This is a genomic window from Sphingobacterium humi (genome assembly GCF_009768885.1).
In the GTDB taxonomy this organism is placed as follows: Bacteria; Bacteroidota; Bacteroidia; order Sphingobacteriales; family Sphingobacteriaceae; genus Sphingobacterium; species Sphingobacterium humi.
The window spans coordinates 191,971-214,217 of the sequence record NZ_WSQA01000001.1; the positions used below are offsets into that span (position 1 = coordinate 191,971).

Genomic DNA, 22,247 nt, shown 5'->3' on the forward strand with positions numbered 1-22,247 from the left:
TTGCAGTTTAAATGAAGCCTTTGTCCTTACAATAGGCTACTAACTGTTCATTTTTATTAAAAGACAACACTTCCCGCATCGTATTCAAGCGTTTTTCAACACTACTTAATCCCGATGGTTTAATATTATTTTGTTTTAAATGCTTTGGAATCTCTTTCTGCAATACCCCTTCCGACAGCAATTTGATGATATGTATATCTACTGCGGAAAACTCACAGGTATTATTCTCTTTTAAGGATTGCTTTATATCAAAGGAAACATAGGTATTCCCTTTGTATATGGCATTGAATGCTTCTTTCAAATGTTGCGCATCCCGACGGGCTTTACGCACATAGCCATCGATGCCATGATCGTTGAATAAACGTTGTACAATAGCAGGTCTATCTTCTCCAGAAAAAACAATGATTTTTAGGCTAGGCTGAATCACCTTAACGGCTTTAATGAGTTCGATGCCGCTGGTAATACGTTGCCTATTATAATCCTCTTCAAACGAAAGATCCGTTATTAGCAAATCATAGGGCTCACCGTCAAGTAAGGCGCGACTTACCCAAGCCAACGCATCATCACAGTAATACACATATTTAGCTAATTCAACCCCTAAATCACTGATCGTTCGCTGAACAGAAATATTGGTGATCTCATGGTCTTCTGCTATTAATACTTTTCTAAACATGTTGGTTAATCTTATGGAAGAGGTATATAAATATCAATTTTCAATCCGTTTCCTTTTTCTGAAACAAATTTAATTCTACCGCCTAACCTTTCAATACGGTTTCCCGTATTCTGAAAACCATTCCCTGCAAGATCTGTATTTGCGATGCCTATACCATTATCCATATAGAAAATAGTTAAGACATTATTTATCTTTTCAAACCTAAAAATCACTTCAGAAGCTTTACTATGCTTCTTCATATTGACTAATAACTCTTGAAAAACAATTAACAATTCATTTTTAATCACTTTAGAAATATGATCCCATAGTTGAGCATCATTTCCTACGATCACTAATTTAACACGCTTACTAGAAAAGGAATTTAATAAGGTAAATACATCAACAGTGAAGCTGCTATCCGCGATATCATTCGATCTTTCATAAGAAATATCTCTTGACTTTTCATACATCGCTTCTAACTTATCTAACAAAGCTTCCTTATCATAATCCTCTTTATACTCCAACTCTGCCATAACACGGTATATTCCATTGGCCACCACATCATGCACTTTCTTAGAAGTACTCAATTGAATTTCCTTCACTTTATTTTCAGCCTCCAATTTCATCCGTTGCTTACGTCGCTGCGTCCAAAAGACATAAAAGATCAGTGCCGATAACGCCAAGCCAATCAAACCTACCCAAAGAACACGTTCTCTGGTCATGCGAAGATCTTTATCCAGCACCTCTTTTTGAAGTTTAAGGTTTTGACTTACATTTTTTTCTGCTTTATATCGGATTAAAGCATATTGATTTCTGGCTTTCAAACGCGCTGTATTTAAACTATCCGATAACTCCTTATAGCGTTGAAAATAATACTTTGACGAATCTGAACTGGAGACTTTAATTAATTTAGCGACTGCATTAATCTGATCTTTGCTGATTTGAATTTTATTCGCAATAGCATAGCATTTTAAGGCATAGTATTTCGCAGAATCTATATGATTCTTGTCGTAATGGTATTCAAACAAATGGGAGTAGCTTGAATTTAAGCCAAAATTGTCTTTAGCATGCAACCTGATGGCTAGCGCTTTATGGAAATCTACTAAGGGATTATATCGGTTATCAATACGCCAACGGGTATTCGCATAATTAGATAGCACCCGAGCATAATCAGCATCCGATTTTTGAATCGATTCAAGATTGTTTTTATGAATAGCAAACGCCTCTTTGTACTTCTTTACGTAAAATAAGGTAACTGCCTTATTATTCTCATAGATATTGGCATTTAGCGAATCTGTCGCATATTTAATAGCCAAATCATAATAGGCTATCGCTTCTTCCTGATCACCATAACCTGAAATCGCATTGCCTAGATTATTATAATTTATCGATAATAAACTATAATGTTCTTTATTTGAAGTATCCAGAAGGCGGTCTGCATCTAAGGATGTTTCTTGAGAGCCCAAGAAGTCCCCTTCATCATTTAAGGTGACAGCCATTTGAATAAAGCAAATCGCCACATTAAGACTATCGCCACGCTCCAAAAATTCATTACTTGCTAATTCAAAGTAGATGAATGAACTATCCATTTTCCCTTCATCCAAGTAGTCATAGGCCTTTGAAAAATTAGCATTTTCGGCCGTGTCTGCTGATGAATTAGGCTTAACTATATCAGCTGAATGCCTGTTTAAACATGAAGATAGAATAATTACGCATAAAATAAGGCTTAATAGTTGGCAAGGCATGTAAGTTACTTTTATTAAGCAATATTAATAAATAAAAAATATAGGTAAAAGTGATTTTACCTATATTCAATATTTACGCGTATTTATTTGGACCTATTGGTAGTATCGTTGGAATTCGAGGTCTTACGGTTCCTTTATCCCCCGTATTTTGGTCATTATTATCAACGATTACATCGATTGCTGGCCTTGATGAATTTGCTAAACAGCCTAAATTCAACAAGAGTACTAAGAATAAAATCTTCATTCTTTCTATAAAAATTAGAGTCAAAAAATTACCTGCATGTCATTTATCCCGAATGACATCATGCGTTAATTTTCAGAAGGCCTTCTGATTTTTTTAGGAAGAAGTGAACTTATAGGAAAACCATATTATCTTCCTTTTTTTCATAGATTAAACTATAAGCACACGGTATGAATGCATGTTACTTGCGTTTCATAGTACAAAAGTAGCGTCGATTACACGCTCATAATCAAACATTTCCAGCATTTCCGATATTTCCGATGCATTTCCGGGAATACTTATCTTAAAGAAGGGTTGGACTTCTTATTTTTTATGCTTTATTTCGAATGCATAACATAATTATAAGCTATGTTTGAATTTGACATCTTTAGAGAAGAAGTTTTAAAGGATTATAATAGTAAAAAGGACCATAATTTATTAGCTAGTAAACTTGAAGCCCCTTCTCCAGCTAACCTTCGAAATTATGCCTTGCAATTATATCATCTTGGATTATCCAGCGATGATACCGCTATATTCCAAGCCTATTTCAATGCAACGAATAAATATGAAGATTTAGAAAAGGCGATTAAAAAATTTGATTTAGGGAAACTTAAATCCATCCAGAATTTCCTAACAGGAGCTACCAAATTACCAGATGAAGAAATTGTAAAGCTAGTTGCTGTTCTCATAAACTTTAAGCCTAGGCCTTTTCAGGAGTGGAGGGAAAATTGGAAAAAAGAAAATGCAACACCCGCTGTTGATGAGAATAGTGCTTTACCCCTGCATGAACCCCTGAAGGTAGCAGATCATGCAGCACTAAATCAAAGCACCAATACGGCGATCAAAATAAACAGTTCTCCGCGTAATATAGCCATCGGCACTTCCATACTCTTAGCGCTAGGTACGATGACCTTTGTTGGTGTTAATCAGCTAAAATCAGATGGTTGTATGTATTGGAATGGGGAAAATTATGTCGCTATAGACTGCCAATCTAAAATGGAGAATATTGAACTATTGCTAGTAAATGAAGACGACCTAAAGAATTTTAGAAAAATTACCAGAACCGATACCTTAACGGAAAAACAAGTGAATAAGGTTTGGTATTCGAAAATTGATGAACAAGTAGAGTTTTTCACCCAATCAGGCAATCATCCTGTAGAGAGAGAAAGGATTTTGAAACCCGCGACTTGGTATATGATTAAAAAATACAGAAACAGCCAGGTAGAAAAAGAGTAAAAATAGCCTATTAAAAAACAACGTTCCTCATCTCCTACTTCACGCTAACATCCTTTCTCCATCTAATTCTATCCGACAGCAGCAAATAGCATTCATAAACGATGTTAGCACCAGCAAGCATAAACAGGGCGATTAAAAATCGTGAATCAACAAAGCTGAGCTTATACTCATAAGCCAGGACCATTAAAAATGCCAACGACGCAAAAACATGATAAATCCATCGGATATTAATACGCTGTTTGAATAGGAAGATGGCAGGGCTAATTGCCGTGTCTTTTGCATACTGATTTTCCTTTTTAAGTTGCGCTCTATTGTTTCTACGCCTTAGGCCTTCATCAATATACAGCATTACATAAACCATAATACTAATCCTGATACTGATCGGTTGATCTGGATAGAACCAACCATAGAAAAACCAAAACCAGAGCATTCCCAATAGCAATCCGAGAAAATACCTTAAGTTGTTCATATCACATTGATTAGCGTTTTTAAAACATAAAAACGAATTCAATACAATATAAACATTTTACATTTAGTTTATATTATTTCTTTGTGGTATATATTTTTCACTAACAAAGGCTAAGGTTTATTCTTTCATAGCATTGATTGAACGGCTTGGGATAACAAAAGCTATCCTCTTAAAGAAACGCTTTCGTACTCCTATCGCAAAAATCCCAAACTATTTTAGCATTTTCTTCGGAATAATACCGGTCATCAGGTTTTTCAAGCTTTGCTTTCGCATCATAGAAATTACCGCTTAGCCCTTCAACTTCGGGAGAACTTGCTAAATAAATACTTGTCCCTGCGCCCTGCTCGGGTTTGGCCATAAAATACAAAGCCATTTTAAATATACTGTTCATCAAAAACCCCTTATCTGCATCTTGACCGAAGTTTGATGCAACGGCTCCTGGATGACAGGCATTGATGGTCAAATTCGAAAGTCCTTCTTTTTGAAACAGCTGATGAAAAGAACGCGTAAGCCATACCAAATACAATTTCGATAAGCCATAAGCACGATCCGTCCGAAAGTTTCTCTCTAAATTAAAATCTGATAAATCAGGTCGACCAGCACGACGATGCATGGCCGAATAAAGATTTATGATACGTCCTGATCTACTCTTTTGAAGACTAGGCAGCAGAAGCTTAATTAACAAAAACGGAGCCAGCAGATTTAGGGCGATGGTTTGCTCAAACCCATCCACGCTAAGCTTTCGCTCCTTCCCAAAAATAGCCCCCGCATTATTAATCAACACATCTAAATACCCATACCTGCTAGTCAGCTCCATGGCCATAGCCTTTACCTGTTGTAAAGAAAGAAGGTCCGCAACTACATAATCTATGGCATCGTTTCCTGAGGCAAGCTTTATAGCCTCAACAACGCCTCTTACTTTGGCTTCATTGCGCCCGTGAATAATTACGCAATGGCCTTGTTTGGCCAAAGCTGTCGCGGTAATCTTTCCAATACCATCAGAACTCCCTGTAATCAATATAATTTTCTTATCCATGTGTACTATTATTTAACTCCTATTTAATTAACACCTTCCCACCAAGCATCAAATATGCGTTGCCTATCGTTCAGATCTACAGCCTCGCCAATTTTAGGCAGTACCAAATAGCTTTTATCCTCGGCTAGTAAAGCACTAATCTTCAGCAAAGGTTCATCCCAAGCATGCCTAGAAAGTACAAACTTTGAAGAATGGACTGGAAAAAGCCGTTTTGCTTGCAAATCTTGGGCCGCCCTGAGTGTATATTTCGGTGACATATGGATAGTTGCAAAACCATCTTCCCCATATTGGCCATTATCTAATATTGCCAAATCGAATGGTCCAAAAGACTTTCCAATCTCTTTAAAATGTACGTCATAACCACTGTCTCCTCCCACAAAAATTTGCATGCTTGGCGAAGAAATCACAAACGATAACCAAAGCGTATTGTCTGGATGAATCGATCTCCCCGAACCATGTTTTGCCGTAACAGTATATAGTTTATAGTTTGTGGCTATTTCCAATTCCTCATCCCAATCCATTTCCACTAGTTGGTCATGCTGATATCCCCAGTAGGCCAAGCTTGCCCCAACGCCTAAACCGCAAACCACTTGTTTTACCTTAGGCTGCAGGGCAATCACTGTTTTATAATCCAAATGATCGAAATGATCATGTGTAATTAATAAGTAATCCAAAGTTGGAAAATCAGCAACGTCATAAATATCTGTACCAGGGAATGCTTTTACACCAATTGGCAGCGGACTTGCAGCACCGCTTAAAACCGGATCTACCAAGATGCGCTTTCCATCCAATTGCATGTAATAGGATGAGTGGCCAAACCAAATCAATATATTTTGATGAAGGGGAATCGATGTCAAATCAGTTTTAACTGATGGAATTGAATCAACTGGATATTTTCGAGGGGTATGTTTAATAAATGTACGGTATACTTCCCCTGCCATGCTATAGCCTTCCGGAAGCATGCGCGTAGGATACCGATTTACAAATTTCCCATCCTTATAGTTAGGCGATTGCTGCATCCGCATCAAGCGATCTCCCGTTGCAACTTGTCCAAACTGTGGTTGTTGTAAATACATAAATACACCTCCCCCCAACAGTATTAGTATGATTATTAATATAATGCCCATTGTCTTAAGATTCTTTACCACGCAATTATTGTATCTAAATTTTGATGATACAAAAGTATAAGCTACATTTGTTTCTATCAAGTATAGAGTATACTCTACACTATAGTTAAATAATGTTAAAATCTAACAAATGCTGATAAACGAACTATCAAAAAGAGCCGGCGTAACAATCCACACTATCCGCTATTATGAAAACCTTGGCTTAATAAAGGGCACTGTAAATGAAGAGATTAAAACCAATAACTACAAAAGTTATGACGATAACACGGTTGAACGGTTAGAAATTATTCTCGAAGCTAAAGAGGTAGGATTTACCCTTGCTGAAATACGAACTTTGCTTCATAATTGGTTTGAAAATAGCAACCCAAAAGCAGAAACATTGGAACTATTTAAATTAAAAATTCAAGATATTAATCATAAAATTAGACAATTCAAACAGATTAAAAAGCGCTTGGAGAAAGTTTGCGATGAACTCGAAAATGGCAAATGTATCAACGAATAACCATTCAATTCCAGCCAAACTGAGGTTAATTAGAAAACATTTCGCAACATCGAAATATTAAAAACAAAAAGACAAGCACATTCACTTGCCTTCCCCCCTAATGCGTAACTAAATAAAAAAACTCACCAACCCTCATCCCGAATTGATAAATCGCAAATGCAGATAACAATATCAACACCCCCATTAACACTTTTCTTTCCAATATAAATTCCAATGTCTTTTTCATAAGTATATAAATATACCTAATAAGTAGCATAGATTCAGAAAACGTTACAACGATAATCCAAAAATCTAGTTTGCACATCCATCACGAATCTCCTACATTTGCCCGCATGACAATTCCAGAATTAAAAGCAGCGCTATTAAATAGAGAATATGAAGATAACATCCGGATTTCCGAATGGATGGTCGTCTTAAACGCTAAAAGTTTCTTGCGCATTCAATTTGCGGATTGTGAACGAGCCAAAGAGCCGGAAAACTGCCCCGCCTATATCCGCCTGATGTTATTTTACGAAGCAACCAAGCCTACAGCATAATGTAGGCGACAGTTTCAACCATCAAACATCGCTCGACCTAATTAATTTTCTCATTATCAATAAAATATATCTTTTCTTTTCTTTACTTTTGCTAATTCAGCATGCCCTATAAGGCATTACCTCAATTTCAAGCAGATTCCTGTTTATTAGTTTGCCCCAACCTCACTTTCCTGATTTTATAGTATTTCGGCTTATTTAATCCTAAATGATGATGAAACCTATAGTTCTCTTTTGGATATTGACGATCCTTTGCGGGTGCCATCCAACGCCACGCACAAAGCAGTCAACCGCAGGAATTGCGCCCTCTTGCGCAGCAACAAAAACCGACGACAAGGAATGGTATCGCCTAAATCAAAAGGCGCCCAAGCTCCCGGGGCTAGAAGGCATTGATTTCCCCATCACAAGCCGCCAACCGGAGGTTCAGGACTACATTAACCAGGGCCTGATGCTGGCCTATGGCTTTAACCATGCCGAGGCGGCACGCTCCTTCTTTCAAGCTGCCCGCCTAGACTCCACTTGCGCCATGGCCTATTGGGGATTTGCCTACGCCTTAGGTCCCAATTACAACGGTGGCATGGAAGACGACAATTACCAAAGAGCCTACCAGGCCATTTTAGCCGCCCAGCAACACGCACACCGGGCCAGCAAAAGAGAACAGATCCTCATCGCGGCCTTGGCAAAACGCTATACCGCTGAGCCACCGGAAGATCGGTCAGCCCTCGACCTGGCTTATGCTACGGCCATGAAAAAGGCCTACCAACAATTCCCCAACGATGCCGATATCGGTGCCCTATATGCCGAAGCCCTCATGATCCTTCATCCCTGGGATTTGTACATAAAGGAAACCAAAGCTCCACAAGCCTGGACAGCGGAAATTGTTATGCTATTGGAAAAACTCATCCAACAGCATCCACAGCATGCAGGTGCCCATCATTTTTACATCCATGCCATCGAAGCATCCAAGGAACCGGAAAAAGCATTGGGCAGCGCCAGGGTATTAGATAGCCTGGTGAAAGGTGCCGGACACCTTCTGCATATGCCTTCGCATATCTACATCAATACCGGCGACTATCATTTAGGCACAATATCTAATTTAAATGCCATCGCAGCCGATAGCATTTACACTACGGCCTGCCATGCCCAAGGTATGTACCCCTTGGCCTATTACCCCCATAACCAGCACTTCCTGGCGGCTACAGCAACCTTGGAAGGCCATGCAGCACTTGCCTGGCAGGCGGCCAATGCTGTGCAGCAGCATACCGCCAAAGACCTGATGAACCAACCCGGATGGGGAACCTTGCAGCATTACTACAGCATCCCCTATTACGTGGGCGTCAAATTCAATATGTACGACAGCTTGATCAACATGCCTGCACCGGCTCAAGAATTAATTTACCCAAGAGCGCTTTGGCACTATGCCCGCGGCATGGCCTTTCTAGGGAAAAACAAACTCCAAAACTCCCAACAGGAATTGGATAAATTAATGACTTTGGCGGCCGACACCAGTTTGCAGAACCTTACAATTTGGGATATTAATACCACCGCTGACCTCGTACAGATTGCAAAACGAGTGCTACAGGCCAGCCTCGATATGAAACAACAAAGGCAGCAAAGAGCTATCAGCCTATTTAAAGAAGCCATAGCCATCGAAGATCAGTTAAACTACAACGAGCCCCCCGATTGGTTTTTCTCAGTACGCCATTACTTAGGCGATGCCTTACTGAATGAAAAAAAATTCAAGGAGGCAGAACAGGTCTTTCAGCAAGATCTGCAGATCTGGAAAAACAACATTTGGGCCCTCCAAGGCTTGCATAAAGCCCTGCTAGCCCAACATAAAACCCAAGAAGCAAAACCCATAAAATTGGCAATGGATAAAGCCGGACAATTTGCGAATTTCAACATTCCCTAATTTCACAGAAAATCCTACCCCACGCTCTTCAAGCAACATCTTAATAAACCCTAAGCGCTCCCCTTTCACAGCTCTTTGCAAAGGGCTGTGAAAGGGCTTTGAAAGGGGAGTGAAAGGGATATGAAAGGGATATGAAAGAGATTATATACGGTTGTCATCGTTTTGTCATCGTGAGCGGAGTCGAACGACTGGTACGTCAGTGCAAACAAAAACGCGCAGAACACCACAACTAAATTCATACTATTTAATATATACCCTATTAACTTATCAATTATCACCACCACTAAAATGTTTGTCCTAATAATTTATATCCCTATATTTGAATATTAGAACATTTACTATTATGAACCCTCCGCATACTGATGAAGAATTAGTAGCCTTTATGTTGCAGAACCAGCAGGAAGCCTTTCGGCAGATTTATGATCGCTATAAATCGGCTTTATTGGTTTATGCCATGAAGCGGGTTCCCTTCGATGTGGCGGAAGACCTGGTGCACGATGTATTTATGCGCCTTTGGAACAATAGGTCAGATTTAGAAATAAAAGAACGATTTGTTGGCTATATCTTTAAATCCCTGCGGAACCGCATCAGCGATTTCATCGCCAAAGAAGAAAAAGGTGCCCAATACCTCAACTCCTTGGAAGACTTTGCCGCGACCTTCTCTTACTCCAATGCCGACGACCTGCTGCGCGAAAAACTTTTTATGGATCGTATTAACAACCTGCTCCTTAAATACGGACCACACTATCAACTCATCTTAAAAATGAAGTTAGAAGGCTATTCTAACCAAGAAATTGCCGATAAACTGGGCTATTCTGAAAAAACAATCCGTAACCAATCCTGGTCATTGCTGAAATACTTACGATCAAAATTTATCATCTTTTTATTTTTTTAGGGACAAGCGGATTTCAGTTTCGTTTATATATATGAAGGGCCAGTATAAAACCTAGCATGTATTATGAAAATAGATAGAAATCTATTACATCGTTACCAACAAAAACAATGCAGCCAAGAAGAGCGTGCATTAATCGATTCATGGATCGATAGCCTTGCCGATGGCAGCCCTGAAATAAATGATGACCTGCTCCTTGCCCGATTGGCATCCTTGGATGAACGCGTAGAAGCTTCCTTAGGGGTAAGGCCGATAAAAAAACAAAAAAAATGGGCGGTTGCTGCCAGTATTCTCATCCCAATCCTATTGTTTGGCGGCTATTACGCCAATCAATACCTGGCAGCAAAGCGCCTTACTGAATTAGCGGCGATCGAATCGCCCAATTGGACGAAATCCGTTATTGTGATGGAAAACAACCAGGAGATAAACATCGATAGCATCCGCATTGGCGACACGCTGCATGTTGGAAAATACAGCCTGGTGAAGCATAGCAATGGCGAGATACAGTATGTAAACTTACCCCAGGACGATGCCCCTATTTTTAACCGGTTAACAACCATGACCGGCGGAATCAGTTCAATCGTACTGGCCGATGGCAGCAAAGTATGGCTAAATGCAGGTAGCGAATTACGCTATCCCATCAAATTCGATAAATCTTCCCGCGAGGTAGAACTCATTGGTGAAGCTTATTTTGAAGTGGCTAAACAAGAGATTGCTGGCGAACGGATTCCGTTTTATGTGCGGAATGCCAAAAAAACAATCTCCGTATTAGGCACCAAGTTCAACGCCAATTTTTATGATGAACCTGAAATTGCCCTATTGGAGGGAAAAATCGCCTTAAGCAAAACAGCTGCACAAACAGAAGCACAAGGCCTAACCTACCAGGAAACCCTGCTGCCCAATGACGTGTATAGCCGTGGAAAAATCCAAAGTAGCACCGATATTAAACGCTATGTATACTGGAAGAATGGCTATTTCAATTTAAACGACGTAAAATTAGCAACCCTGGTCAAGCGCATGGAAGAATGGTATAACATCCCGATTGTGATGGATGAAGCCCTGGGAAATGAAGTATTGATTGGCCGTATCAGCCGATCGAAAAAAATAAAAGAAATTCTTGACTTAATAAGCATTGCCTTACCAGCAAGCTACGACTATAAAAATGGAATTATCTACCTCAAGTTTGAAAAACAAAAATAAAAAATTGCTTTAGGGCCCAAAAAAGCAGAAAAGTACCGTAAAAACATGACTAGTGAAAAAATAGAGAAAAGACTGAACACCATTTAAATCCAATTATAACTTATGAAATTTAGTTACTTAAAAAATCCTGGTGGATCCAGGGTTAGGGGAACCCTTGCCTTTAACCGGCTATGGACGCTGAGCCTGCTGATGCTGCTAATCAGCCAATTAAGCGTAGGCAAAGCGCTGGCGCAAAGCATTACCCTGCATGAAAAGAACAGCAGCCTAGAGGCCGTTCTTCATAAAATAAGCGAGCAAGCTGAAGCCGATTTAATTGGCGATATATCCTTATTGAGAAAAAGCAAACCCGTACAGATTGAGGTGTCAAACAAAGATATCCATATGGTATTGGCCATGCTGGAAAGCGGACAGAACGTTCAGTTGCTTTACAGTAATAAAACGATCGTGATTAAAGCAAAAAAGGCTGGCGATTCAAATGCCCATATCTCCAATTTCAAAGCCCCAGAAAAGCTGCAACAACATCATCTATCGGGAAAAGTAACCAATGAAAAAGGGGAAATTCTGGCTGGTGTTTCCATTCAAGACCTCAGCAGCAAAAAAATGATCGGAGTTTCCAATAAAGATGGCTCCTTCGATGTCATTTGTGCCGCCAATTCAAACCTAGTATTCTCCTTAATTGGTTATGAACCAAAAATTGAAGAAATCAATAAAAGAACCCAAATTCGGGTCACCTTAAAAGCCAAGGAAAATGTGATTGAGGAAACCGTGGTAACAGGTTACAGCACCCTAAGAAAGGAAAACTTTACGGGCGCAGCCACCACCATTACCCGGAAAGAATTAGAGAAATTCAATAACAACAATATATTTTCCATCATCCAGAGTTTAGACCCTTCCTTTAAAGTAGACGAAGGTATTCAAGATGGTTCGAATCCGAACGTAATTCCAGAGATCAACATTCGCGGGGTTGCCAGTGTGGGTCAATACGCGGTGAATGCACCCTTAGTTATTATGGATGGCTTTGAAACAACGTTGGAAACCTTATACGACATGGATGTTAACCGCATCGAATCCATTTCCATCTTGAAAGATGCCAGCTCGACCAGTATGTATGGCTCCAGAGGAGGGAATGGTGTAATCGTGATTGAAACCCGCCTACCTAAGGAGGGTAAATTTACCATTACCTACGATGCCCGCCCTTCCATTACCTTGGTTGATTTATCGGACTACAACCTGATGAACGCGAAGGAGAAATTAGAATACGAGTTTAAATCCGGACAATATGATGCCTTTGCCGATGGATTGAGCAACAATTCGCAAACACATATCCTACAAGAAGGCTTAAACAACCTTTACGCCGATCGCTTAGAAAACGTAAATGCCGGCGTAAATACCTATTGGCTAAAAATCCCCGTGCAATCTACCCTATCGGTAAATCATAGTTTACGCATGGAAGGTGGCTATAATGATGTACGCTATAGTATTGATGCCAATTACTTCGATATGAAAGGTGCCATGAAAGAATCGGGTCGTAAAAGATTAGGTACGGGCTTCGGCTTAATTTACCGCATCCCGGGCAAACTACTCTTCTCGAACAAAGCCAACTTCTTGTACAGCTTAGGATACAACAGCCCTTATGGTGAATTTTCGACCTATGCCCTCTTGAATCCCTACGAACGTATTCGCAATGAAAAAGGCGAGTTGAATGTGGTATTCAACGAGTTTCAAGACTTTAGCTTCGGCGCATCCATTATCAACCCCTTATACGACGCGAGCCTGCCAACACGTAATCAGAAAAGCGAAATGCTAATCTCCAATAACGTGATGTTGGAATGGAACCCGATCAACAGCCTGAAGATTACCGGAAAAGGATATATCGGACGGAAGATTTTGGAAAATGAGAAATTCCTTTCGCCTTTCCATACCAAATACAGATTAGTAAACAACATTGCCCAACGTGGAGAATATGGCGTGCAAAATGGAAAAGAATTCCAATACGATGGCAATGTGAATGTGCAGTATTCCAAAGACATCAAGAAGCATCAATTTATCGGAAATCTCTTGGCAGAAATTAAGTCTATCGACTTTCTGAATGTTTCTTATAACATGACCGGTTTTTCCGATGATAAATTGATTTCACCTTCGGCTTCTGTCGGTTTTACGGCGGGTTCACGCCCTACGGTGGTGTCATCACCAGCAAATAGCCTGGGCTTCATGGGTGCCCTATTCTACACCTATGATAACAAAATAAACTACAGCTTTACCTACCGCTTGGACGGCTCTTCCCTCTTTGGTTCTGAAAACCGTTTTGGTGGATTCTGGAGTACCGGAGCTTCCTACAACATGCATAAAGAACCTTGGTTCCAAAACAGCATCGTCAATAAATTACGCATGTTTGGAAACATCGGGATTAACGGAAATGAAGGTTTTATGGCCAACATGGTTTCCACTGCTTACCGCATTGAATCCGGCGGATTTTACTACAACCAATTTGGTTATACCTATTTGTCGCAGGGAAATGCAACCCTCACCTGGCCACAAATTAAACAATTAAGCTTGGGGGTAGATTTAAGCTTGTTTAACGACATGATCTCCTTATCAGGATCTTACTACGACAAGAACACCCACAACATGATTTCTATGATTACGGTGGCTCCTTCTTTTGGTTTTAAGAACAATTCCTTCTATCAAAACCTAGGCATGGTGAACAACCGAGGCTTCGAGTTGAAAACCGTAGTGAAAGTATTGGAAAACCCGGAGAACAGAATGGTGTGGAATGTGAACTTAGGCTTGGTAAAGAACCGCGGTATTTTGAAGGAAATTTCCGAAGAACTCCGCAAATTAAACGAATCGACCCTAAAGAAAGATCAATTTGACAACATCGTATCGCCTTCGGTTTATTATGAAGAAGGTGCGTCATTAACCAGCATTCGCGCCATGCCTTCCTTGGGTATTGATCCAGCGACGGGCAAGGAACTCTTCCTAGATAGAAACGGCAACAAAACCTTCGCTTGGGATGCCAGCAATATGCGCATTATGGGAAATCAGGAACCCGACTTCTTCGGAGTTTTCGGCAGTAGCTTGATGTACAAAGGATTCTCCGCACAAGCCTTGTTCAACTATTCTATCGGCGGCGATTTATACAACATTACCCTGCGTGAAAAAATTGAAAACAACAACCCTTCCCTCAATGCCGATCGCCGCGTATTATACGATCGTTGGCAAGAACCGGGCGAGGTGAAAAGTTTTAAATCCATTGCCGATAAAGAGATTACCCAATTATCCAGCCGGTTTATTCAGCGGGAAAACTACATCCGTTTAAGCTCCTTGAACTTGAACTATGAGCTACCGATCGATTGGATCAGAAAATACAAATTCCAACGTGTAAAAGTAAACTTCTCGGCAAACGATGTGCTCCGAATCAATACCGTAAAAATGGAAAGAGGTATTAACTATCCGTATGCCTTAACCTACAATTTTGGCCTTCTAATCCAACTATAACATGAAACTGAAAGCAATCTATATCCTACTCCCGCTGGTCTTATTGACCCTAGGTTGTAAGAAATTTCTAAATGTCACTCCTATTAATGAAGCTTATGAAGAAAGTGTATTTAAAGAACGCTCGGGCTTTATCTCTTCCTTAGCGAGTGTATATTCCGACTTCTCGGCCAGCAGCCTTTACGGTAAAGAAATGAAATTCGGGTTTTTGGAAACATTAACCGGCAGTTACATCGCGCCAGAATTAGGCCACCGTTATTACGGAAGCTACAACTACCATTATGAAGACACACAGGTAAAAACCATTCTTTCTAATGTGTGGGGACAATATTACATCTCCATTAATCAGCTGAACATTATTTTGAAGAATATCGCTCGGATTTCAACAGACCCTTACCAGCCGTTAATTAAAGGAGAATCCCTGGGCTTACGTGCCTTCGCGCATTTTGAACTCCTGAAATACTTTGGTCCTGTCATCTCCCAAGACGGTGTTGATGCATTAGCCATCCCCTACCGGGACACGCTATCTTATAACGCCGTAAAGCCTTTAAAGGTAAAAGATGTAATAGCCCATATTAACAGCGACCTCAAAGAAGCCAGAGCCTTATTGGAGAACGACCCGATTCGCAAAGGAGATCGAGCCGACAATAATGGCCTAGGTACTATATTGGAGCGCTATAACAGCTTATTAGACCGCCGAGGTATTCGCATGAATTATTATGGTATTGTCGCCTTGCAAAGCATGGTAGCCCAATGGATGGGCGACCAGGAGCTGGCAGGAAAATATGCCAAGGAAGTGATCGATGAACTTGCACAAACAAAATCAATCCGCTTAGCAGGAAATACCGACTTAAATAACAGTGCCCGTAATCCGGACTTACGTTTTGCTGTAGAAAACATCTTTGGCCTCCACGTCTCTAGCCTACGTAGTGCTGTTTTATTTAATTTTCCGGAAGTAAGCGACAACCGTGGAAATACCGACCCGCTACTCTTCCCGAATTATACTTGGTTATACAGCAGCTTATACAATAACCCTTTTCATGGAACCACCAATGATTTCCGATTGGCCAATTGGTTTAGCACCGATAATACGCGTTGGAAGCTGGTGAAGTTTCACTACAACCTGGAGGTAGACCAATCAAATCAGTACGCCGGCATTAAAGAGGTGAAGCTGATCAGTCTGTATAATTTATACTTACTGGCGGCTGAATCCCAAGTAGAAAAGAATCCGCAGGCGGCGCTTAGTTACGTCAATGCCATCCGAAGAGCTAGAGGCATCGACAGGGCCATCGTGTATGATAGCAATATGAGCAGTAAAACACTCTATGATTTGATATTCGATGAGTTTAGAAAAGAGAATATTGCCGAAGGCACCCTCTTCGCGGAATACAAACGCAAGTTTAAAGATATCGATCGCTACAATAAAAATGTTCCGGCGAGCAAGGAAATATTCTGCCTGCCTATCCCGAACGATGAACTAATTTATAACCCTTTTTAAGATAAAGATGAGAACGCTATTCACCTTATTGATAACCACTTTACTCTTGGTATCCTGTGGTTCAGAAGATGAACTTCTGCACTATGATACAGCAGAAACATCTGTATACTTTGCTTATAGGGCCGGTGATAATTCCATTACAGGCAAAAACCTCGACAGTTTAACCTATAACTTCTCCTTGGATGAAGATTTGACCATTACTGAAAATGTGCTGAAAATTCCGGTTCGTATTTCTGGTTTAGCAACCGCTACAGATCGCGAAATAAAATACAGCATCGAATCGCTGGACGGTGTATTCGACAATAAAAACCTGGAATTTACCCGAACGACTATTGGCGCTAACCAATACATCGACACCGTTTTCATCCGTGTTAAACGCGACCCTAAATTAGCAGAAAAAGACCAGGTCTTCAATTTAAACATCCTGGCAAACGAGCATTTCAGTATTGGCGAAATCCAGAACAGCAAGATCAAAATTATTATTGCCGACCGCTTGCGCATGCCAAATTGGTGGAACAAATGGAGCAACTACATGGGAAAATATTATAAAGAGGTCTATCAAAAATGGATCAGTATGTATACCCTCGGCGTAGATCCTACACCAGATATTTATGGGGTTTATCCTGGTCCGTATTATTCATGGGAAAACATGCCTCCAGGTGCTGTTTACAATTGGTGCCCGGTCACCTTTCAGTACATCCAGAAGTTAAAGCAATATTTTGAAGAAAACGAGATATACCCGGATGGAGACACATCCTTAAGGCCTATTAAACTACCATAACATGAAAAGTAATAAGATTTTATGGCTAACAGCATTAGCCCTTATGATATTGATTGCAGGCTGTTCAAAAGACCTGGGCAATTATGATTATCAGGAAATAAACTCCTTTAAAATCGCCGGTTTGAAAAGCGGCTCGGATGAAGCAGACCGCACCTACTTCCTATCCTTAAATGATACCCTGGTATTACACCCGGATCTTTCCAGTAGCATAGGCAACTTCAACCCGGCAGAATATGAGTTTTCCTGGATTATCAACGACAAGGAAGTCGCCAAAACCAAAGATTTAAACTACCTAGCCAATAAAGAATTTGGCTTGTTAAAAGCGACCTACAAAGTAAAAAGCAAAGCATCCGGATTAGAAAGAATCCATAATTTCTTCCTGAATATTTCGCAACCTTTTAAATACGGCTACTTTGTACTGACGCAAGCAGCGGATAAGAGCGCACATATTTACTGTAAATCGGCCATAAAGGCCAACATGCCGCTGCAGGAGATCAAAATCAGTAGTATTCCTGACTTAGGTACAGAGCCTATCGCTTTTGCCGGTATTCAACAGGATAACTTTGAAAAGCGCTATTACAAAATGATGCTTACGTCTAAAAAGGCAAAATATCCGATTGTGATGTTTGATTCCAGATCCTTCAATCCAATCCTTCTGTACAACAATGAAAATTACGTAGGCGATGCTGGGACCTTTACTTTTGAACCCGAGTATGTGCGCTATGATGAATATCAGCCCATTATATATGCCATAAATAAGGGTAAAATGCATGTCTTAAACTCCGGAGGAATAAGCCTGCCCTTAATGGCCAATGACGCGATGAATTATGCCATCGGCAAGAATGGATTAAGCTCCTCACTAACCGTGAGCAGCAACCTTAATATATTCTTCGATAGTAAAAACCAGCGCATGCGCGCTTGGGCTGTAAAATCGGGTGGACCATACGATTTCCAACTAAACTACGATCAGGTACTTAACTCTTTGGATTTAACGGGTCATGAATATTTACGGGGTCAATTGGCGGTAGTCAATAATGCCATTGGCTTTTATTTTCTAACCCGAAAAGGAAACTCCCTATTTAGTTATCGGATTAAATTCAATGGCTTAACACCTTCAGGCCATGAGCTGATTAAGGAACTTCCTTATACGGCCGATACACCCATCAGCCAGGTATTTTACGATGTGCAATCAAATCTATGGTACTTAGCATCTAAAAAAACCATATACAGATGCAGTGCATTGGGTTTAGACCTTCAAGCTTTTATCACTTTACCGGCTACTGCCAAAGGGGATATTGCCCGTTTCCATTATGCAGCAGGAAATAATACCCTATTGATTGGAACAACGGATAAATCGATCACAAGCGGTAAAAACTCATCCATCTATGTCTATGATACCGGCACAGTACAACAAACCTATAAAGAAGAATTGGTACTAGATGAAATTAAAGATGTATTCGCAGGATTATAAAAACAACATGAGAAAACTATTATTTCTATTGAGCTTGGGATTTTTATTCTCGCTTCATTTTGCCTTTGGGCAAGAAATGGCCATGAAGAAGTTCAGCATCAAGGTGCAAGCGCCAGAAAACAACAGCAAGGTATTCCTGATTTACCGCAGCTTTGAAGGAAACGAACTCATGGTCGACTCCACCCTGATTAAAAACAACAGCTTTGTTTTTGAGGGAAAAACCAGTGGGTATTGCTACGGCGGTTTATATATTGCTAAAAGTCTGAACGAGGCCAAGCCTTTTCAAGCGAAGCACTACGGCTTCTTTAATTTCGGCTATGGCGAAACCAAACTAGACTGGCGAAACCCTAAAATTATTCAGGTAACCGGTGGTGATGAAATGGCCAAGTACCAAATAGCGTCATCTGCTCTCTTGGATAAGCGCTTAGCGATCTTCAATTCGCCAGCCTACCGCGCCCAACAACAGCAGGCCGATAGCTTGAGAGCCATTGCAGATAGCTTGCGCGCTGATTTAGACCAGCAATATGGCACCAAATACGAAATCATCGATGATGCACATGCGGAATACATTCGCAAAAATCCGAATACCGCATTGAGCTTACACTTTATTGAAGCGATGATTTTTCAACGGCAGGCACCTCGTTGGAAAGTTATAACACCCCTTTTTAACATGCTATCCGACTCCTTGAAGAACACCTTTAGAGGAAAGGTTATTGCCGGCAGTATGGTAAACGAATCATTAGCACCGGGAGCAAAATACATTGATTTCGGACAACCCGATAAGGATGGAAAAATCATCAAGGTATCCGACTTTAAAGGCAAGTATGTCTTGATTGATTTCTGGGCATCCTGGTGTGGGCCATGTCGGGCAGAAAATCCAAACCTGGTAAAAGCCTATCAGGCTTACAAAGGCAAAGGATTTGAGATTATTGGCATCTCCCTGGATGATAATCGCCAGAAATGGTTGGATGCTGTGGCTGCCGATGGTTTGACCTGGCCCCAAGTTTCCGATTTAAATGGCATTAAAAACGAAGCGGCCATGAGTTATGGCGTAACTAGTATCCCAGAAAACTATTTGATTAGTCCCGAAGGTATTATCATCGATAAAAACCTACGCGGTGCTAGACTTGAACAAGCCTTGCAAAAGTATTTAAAAAAATAATGTGTGAAGATTAGGGTATAATGCACTATCCTAGTTCAGGCTGCCATGAATATCCTATTCTGGCAGCCTTCTTTTAAATTATTCCCATGAAACAGAACCTTTTCAGCCTTACAAGCATCTTCCTTGGCTGTTTATTGCACCTTCCTCCTGCCTTTGCGCAAAACCGACAACCACTAGATACCCAACAGCAAAAACAGACTGCAGGAGATGATTTTTATCAATATGCTATCGACAAAAAACTATCCTTAGGTTTGCCAAACGGCCAAAATCCGAATACCTATTTACAGCAAGGTTTGCAAAGCGATTATGCATACATCGAAACAATCGTTAAGAAAAGTTCCCAGAACAAAGCCCTAAACAACAATATCGCAAAACAAAAACTGCAGGAATTTTACCTTTCAGCCAAATCGGGGATAAGCAGCTATGAACTGGCGCGTAAAATCTTTCAGCAGGATATGCAACATCTGAAAGGCATAAACAACTATGCAGACCTGATGTCGGCCTGTGTATACCTACATAAAAACAATATTGCCAAACCCCTTTTTTCCCTAGCCATTACCAAGCATAATTTAAGCCGCGGCTTATACGTCCCGACCTTAAGTACCGAAGAAAATAACCTGGCCTACAGTCCGGTTCAATTTCTTCAAGCCAATGAGAAATCCGCCATGTTTCATGTGGCACAGGACATAACCGCCCTATTTAAACTGGCAGGTCATGCTTCCTCCGAATCCCTTGCTTACAGCCAGACTGTCTTAAAGATTATGCAACAGCTAGCTCGCTTGGAAAACCCTTCGGCTACAGCAGAAAAACTATCCTTAAAGGATTGGCAGGCGCATAGCCCTCAGCTCCCATGGCCCGAACTTGTAAGTGATTTATTGGGAAAACCTGTGGATGATATCTGGCTAATCAATACCGCCTATTTCTTTAAGCTGGAATCGCTATTAAATCAGTTTCCCCTAGCCGACTGGAAGGTGTACCTGGAATATGCCATCCTCAGAAACTCTTTCTTGAATCAACTGCATCAAGAGGACGTGGCTTCCCTACAAACTAAGAAGCTTAAAAAATCAGATGCCCTCCACATTACAGCCTTTTACGGCAAAGACTTAATTAAACAAACTTACCTGAACGACTTTTATATCGACAAAGTGGATGTAATGCTGCGTAATTTGAAAATTGCCTTCGAACAGCAAATAACCACGCTGGAATGGATGTCTGCTCCTTCGAAAAAGATCGCTATACACAAGATTAAAACAGTCCCTTTTTCCATCCTCTACCCTTTTTCCATTAAAAAGTACCAGGACTTAAACCTGCACAGTAAGGATATTTATGAAAACATTACAGCACTTCGCGCCTACAACTTTCAGGAGAAACTGAATAGCTTCCATAAGCCTAGCGAATATCCGGCACCTAACGACATTGCGAATGGCTATTTCGACGGCCAGGAAATCAAGATTTTCGGCGGCTTACTTCAAGCGCCCTATTTCTATCCACATGCCGATGATGCCATCAATTACGGAACCCTGGGCGCCATAATTGCCCATGAAATGACCCATATGCTGGATCCGATGCGTAAATCGGAACCTACCTTCTATAACCAAACCGATCAGGATGCTTTTGCCCACAAGGCGAAAGAGCTTATCGATCAATACAGCAACTATTACGTGATCGATAGCATCCGTCTGGACGGCGCCATCACGCTTTCTGAAAATATCGCCGATCTTGGTGGACTATCCATGGCTTACAAAGCCTTTAAGCTCACAAAACAAGGACAAGGGAATCGTAAAATTGATGGTTTTACCGCAGACCAACGGGTTTTCTTGGCCTGGGCAAAAGTGTGGAAAGATAGCTATATCCCAGAATCGGCAGCAAGCTATAAGCCCGATCCCCACCCTCCCGGAACCGCAAGAATCAATGGGCCTGTAGTCAATATCGACGCTTGGTATGAAGCCTTTCAGGTAAAACAAGCTGACAACATGTATAAACCGCAGGACAAAAGAATTAAAATGTGGTGATGAAAACGAAAGGAACTGACAGGGTTAAATAAATTAATTCAAATTCAAACTTGCTTCGATTTATTTAATTCATTAATTTTAAACCTCTTATCATCTTAAAAACGTAGCACATCATGAACCGAGTATTCAACATCCTCCTTCTCATTATTTGCGTTGTTTTACTACTCGCAGCAATTGCCCTGGAGGCCCATAGCACCATTATCTTGTCCCTATTGCTCTCCTTATTCCTGTGCTCCACGCGACTTACACAAAGAAATCGTAAAGCTTAGCAAGGTCTTCGCCCAAAATAAAGTTAGGACCACAA

At 40.7% G+C, this 22,247-nt stretch carries 17 protein-coding genes; 12 read left to right on the forward strand and 5 right to left on the reverse strand.

Translation table 11 applies throughout. From position 1 onward, the window contains the following. Positions 1-7: 7 nt before the first annotated feature. Positions 8-673 carry a response regulator gene (locus GQF63_RS00765; protein ID WP_160367188.1) on the reverse strand — a complete coding sequence of 222 codons (666 nt, stop codon included), beginning with the start codon at positions 671-673 and terminating at the stop codon, positions 8-10. Between the two features lie 11 nt (positions 674-684). Continuing rightward, a complete protein-coding gene (locus GQF63_RS00770; RefSeq protein ID WP_160367189.1) occupies positions 685-2,397 on the reverse strand; it encodes a sensor histidine kinase in 1,713 nt (570 codons plus the stop codon). Positions 2,398-2,986: 589 nt separating this feature from the next. Between GQF63_RS00770 and GQF63_RS00775 the strand changes: the two genes are divergently transcribed. After that, on the forward strand, positions 2,987-3,853 hold the full coding sequence (locus GQF63_RS00775) for a hypothetical protein (RefSeq protein ID WP_160367190.1): 867 nt from the start codon (positions 2,987-2,989) through the stop codon (positions 3,851-3,853). Positions 3,854-3,887: 34 nt separating this feature from the next. Here the strand turns inward: GQF63_RS00775 and GQF63_RS00780 are convergent, their stop codons facing one another. The 3 genes from GQF63_RS00780 to GQF63_RS00790 form a co-directional block, all read right to left on the reverse strand. Next, complete coding sequence (locus GQF63_RS00780) at positions 3,888-4,322, reverse strand: hypothetical protein (protein ID WP_160367191.1); 435 nt, start codon at positions 4,320-4,322, stop codon at positions 3,888-3,890. 169 nt (positions 4,323-4,491) lie between these two features. Continuing rightward, positions 4,492-5,358: an SDR family NAD(P)-dependent oxidoreductase gene (locus GQF63_RS00785; protein ID WP_160367192.1), complete on the reverse strand. Its 867-nt coding sequence runs from the start codon at positions 5,356-5,358 to the stop codon at positions 4,492-4,494. A gap of 23 nt (positions 5,359-5,381) precedes the next feature. After that, a complete protein-coding gene (locus GQF63_RS00790; RefSeq protein WP_246163182.1) occupies positions 5,382-6,434 on the reverse strand; it encodes an MBL fold metallo-hydrolase in 1,053 nt (350 codons plus the stop codon). 181 nt (positions 6,435-6,615) lie between these two features. Between GQF63_RS00790 and GQF63_RS00795 the strand changes: the two genes are divergently transcribed. The 11 genes from GQF63_RS00795 (at position 6,616) to GQF63_RS00845 (ending at position 21,943) form a co-directional block, all read left to right on the forward strand. Continuing rightward, on the forward strand, positions 6,616-6,987 hold the full coding sequence (locus tag GQF63_RS00795; protein ID WP_160367194.1) for a MerR family transcriptional regulator: 372 nt from the start codon (positions 6,616-6,618) through the stop codon (positions 6,985-6,987). A 332-nt stretch (positions 6,988-7,319) separates the two neighbouring features. Next, a complete protein-coding gene (locus tag GQF63_RS00800; protein ID WP_160367195.1) occupies positions 7,320-7,523 on the forward strand; it encodes a DUF6965 family protein in 204 nt (67 codons plus the stop codon). Positions 7,524-7,734: 211 nt separating this feature from the next. Next, positions 7,735-9,432 carry a tetratricopeptide repeat protein gene (locus GQF63_RS00805; RefSeq protein ID WP_160367493.1) on the forward strand — a complete coding sequence of 566 codons (1,698 nt, stop codon included), beginning with the start codon at positions 7,735-7,737 and terminating at the stop codon, positions 9,430-9,432. Between the two features lie 343 nt (positions 9,433-9,775). Beyond that, positions 9,776-10,327 carry an RNA polymerase sigma factor gene (locus GQF63_RS00810; RefSeq protein ID WP_160367196.1) on the forward strand — a complete coding sequence of 184 codons (552 nt, stop codon included), beginning with the start codon at positions 9,776-9,778 and terminating at the stop codon, positions 10,325-10,327. Positions 10,328-10,390: 63 nt separating this feature from the next. Beyond that, the gene (locus tag GQF63_RS00815) at positions 10,391-11,524 is read left to right on the forward strand and encodes a FecR family protein (protein ID WP_160367197.1); all 1,134 of its coding nucleotides are present in this window, start codon (positions 10,391-10,393) and stop codon (positions 11,522-11,524) included. Positions 11,525-11,626: 102 nt separating this feature from the next. Then, entirely contained in the window at positions 11,627-15,022 is a 3,396-nt protein-coding gene (locus tag GQF63_RS00820; protein ID WP_160367198.1) for a SusC/RagA family TonB-linked outer membrane protein, read from the forward strand. 1 nt (position 15,023) lies between these two features. Beyond that, positions 15,024-16,517: a RagB/SusD family nutrient uptake outer membrane protein gene (locus GQF63_RS00825; RefSeq protein ID WP_160367199.1), complete on the forward strand. Its 1,494-nt coding sequence runs from the start codon at positions 15,024-15,026 to the stop codon at positions 16,515-16,517. 7 nt (positions 16,518-16,524) lie between these two features. Further along, positions 16,525-17,298 carry a DUF4843 domain-containing protein gene (locus GQF63_RS00830; protein ID WP_160367200.1) on the forward strand — a complete coding sequence of 258 codons (774 nt, stop codon included), beginning with the start codon at positions 16,525-16,527 and terminating at the stop codon, positions 17,296-17,298. 1 nt (position 17,299) lies between these two features. Then, entirely contained in the window at positions 17,300-18,769 is a 1,470-nt protein-coding gene (locus GQF63_RS00835) for a PKD-like family lipoprotein (RefSeq protein ID WP_160367201.1), read from the forward strand. A gap of 7 nt (positions 18,770-18,776) precedes the next feature. Next, a complete protein-coding gene (locus tag GQF63_RS00840; RefSeq protein ID WP_160367202.1) occupies positions 18,777-19,931 on the forward strand; it encodes a TlpA disulfide reductase family protein in 1,155 nt (384 codons plus the stop codon). Positions 19,932-20,017: 86 nt separating this feature from the next. Continuing rightward, positions 20,018-21,943 (forward strand): M13-type metalloendopeptidase, encoded by a 1,926-nt coding sequence (locus GQF63_RS00845; protein ID WP_160367203.1) that lies wholly within the window; start codon positions 20,018-20,020, stop codon positions 21,941-21,943. Positions 21,944-22,247: the final 304 nt, after the last annotated feature.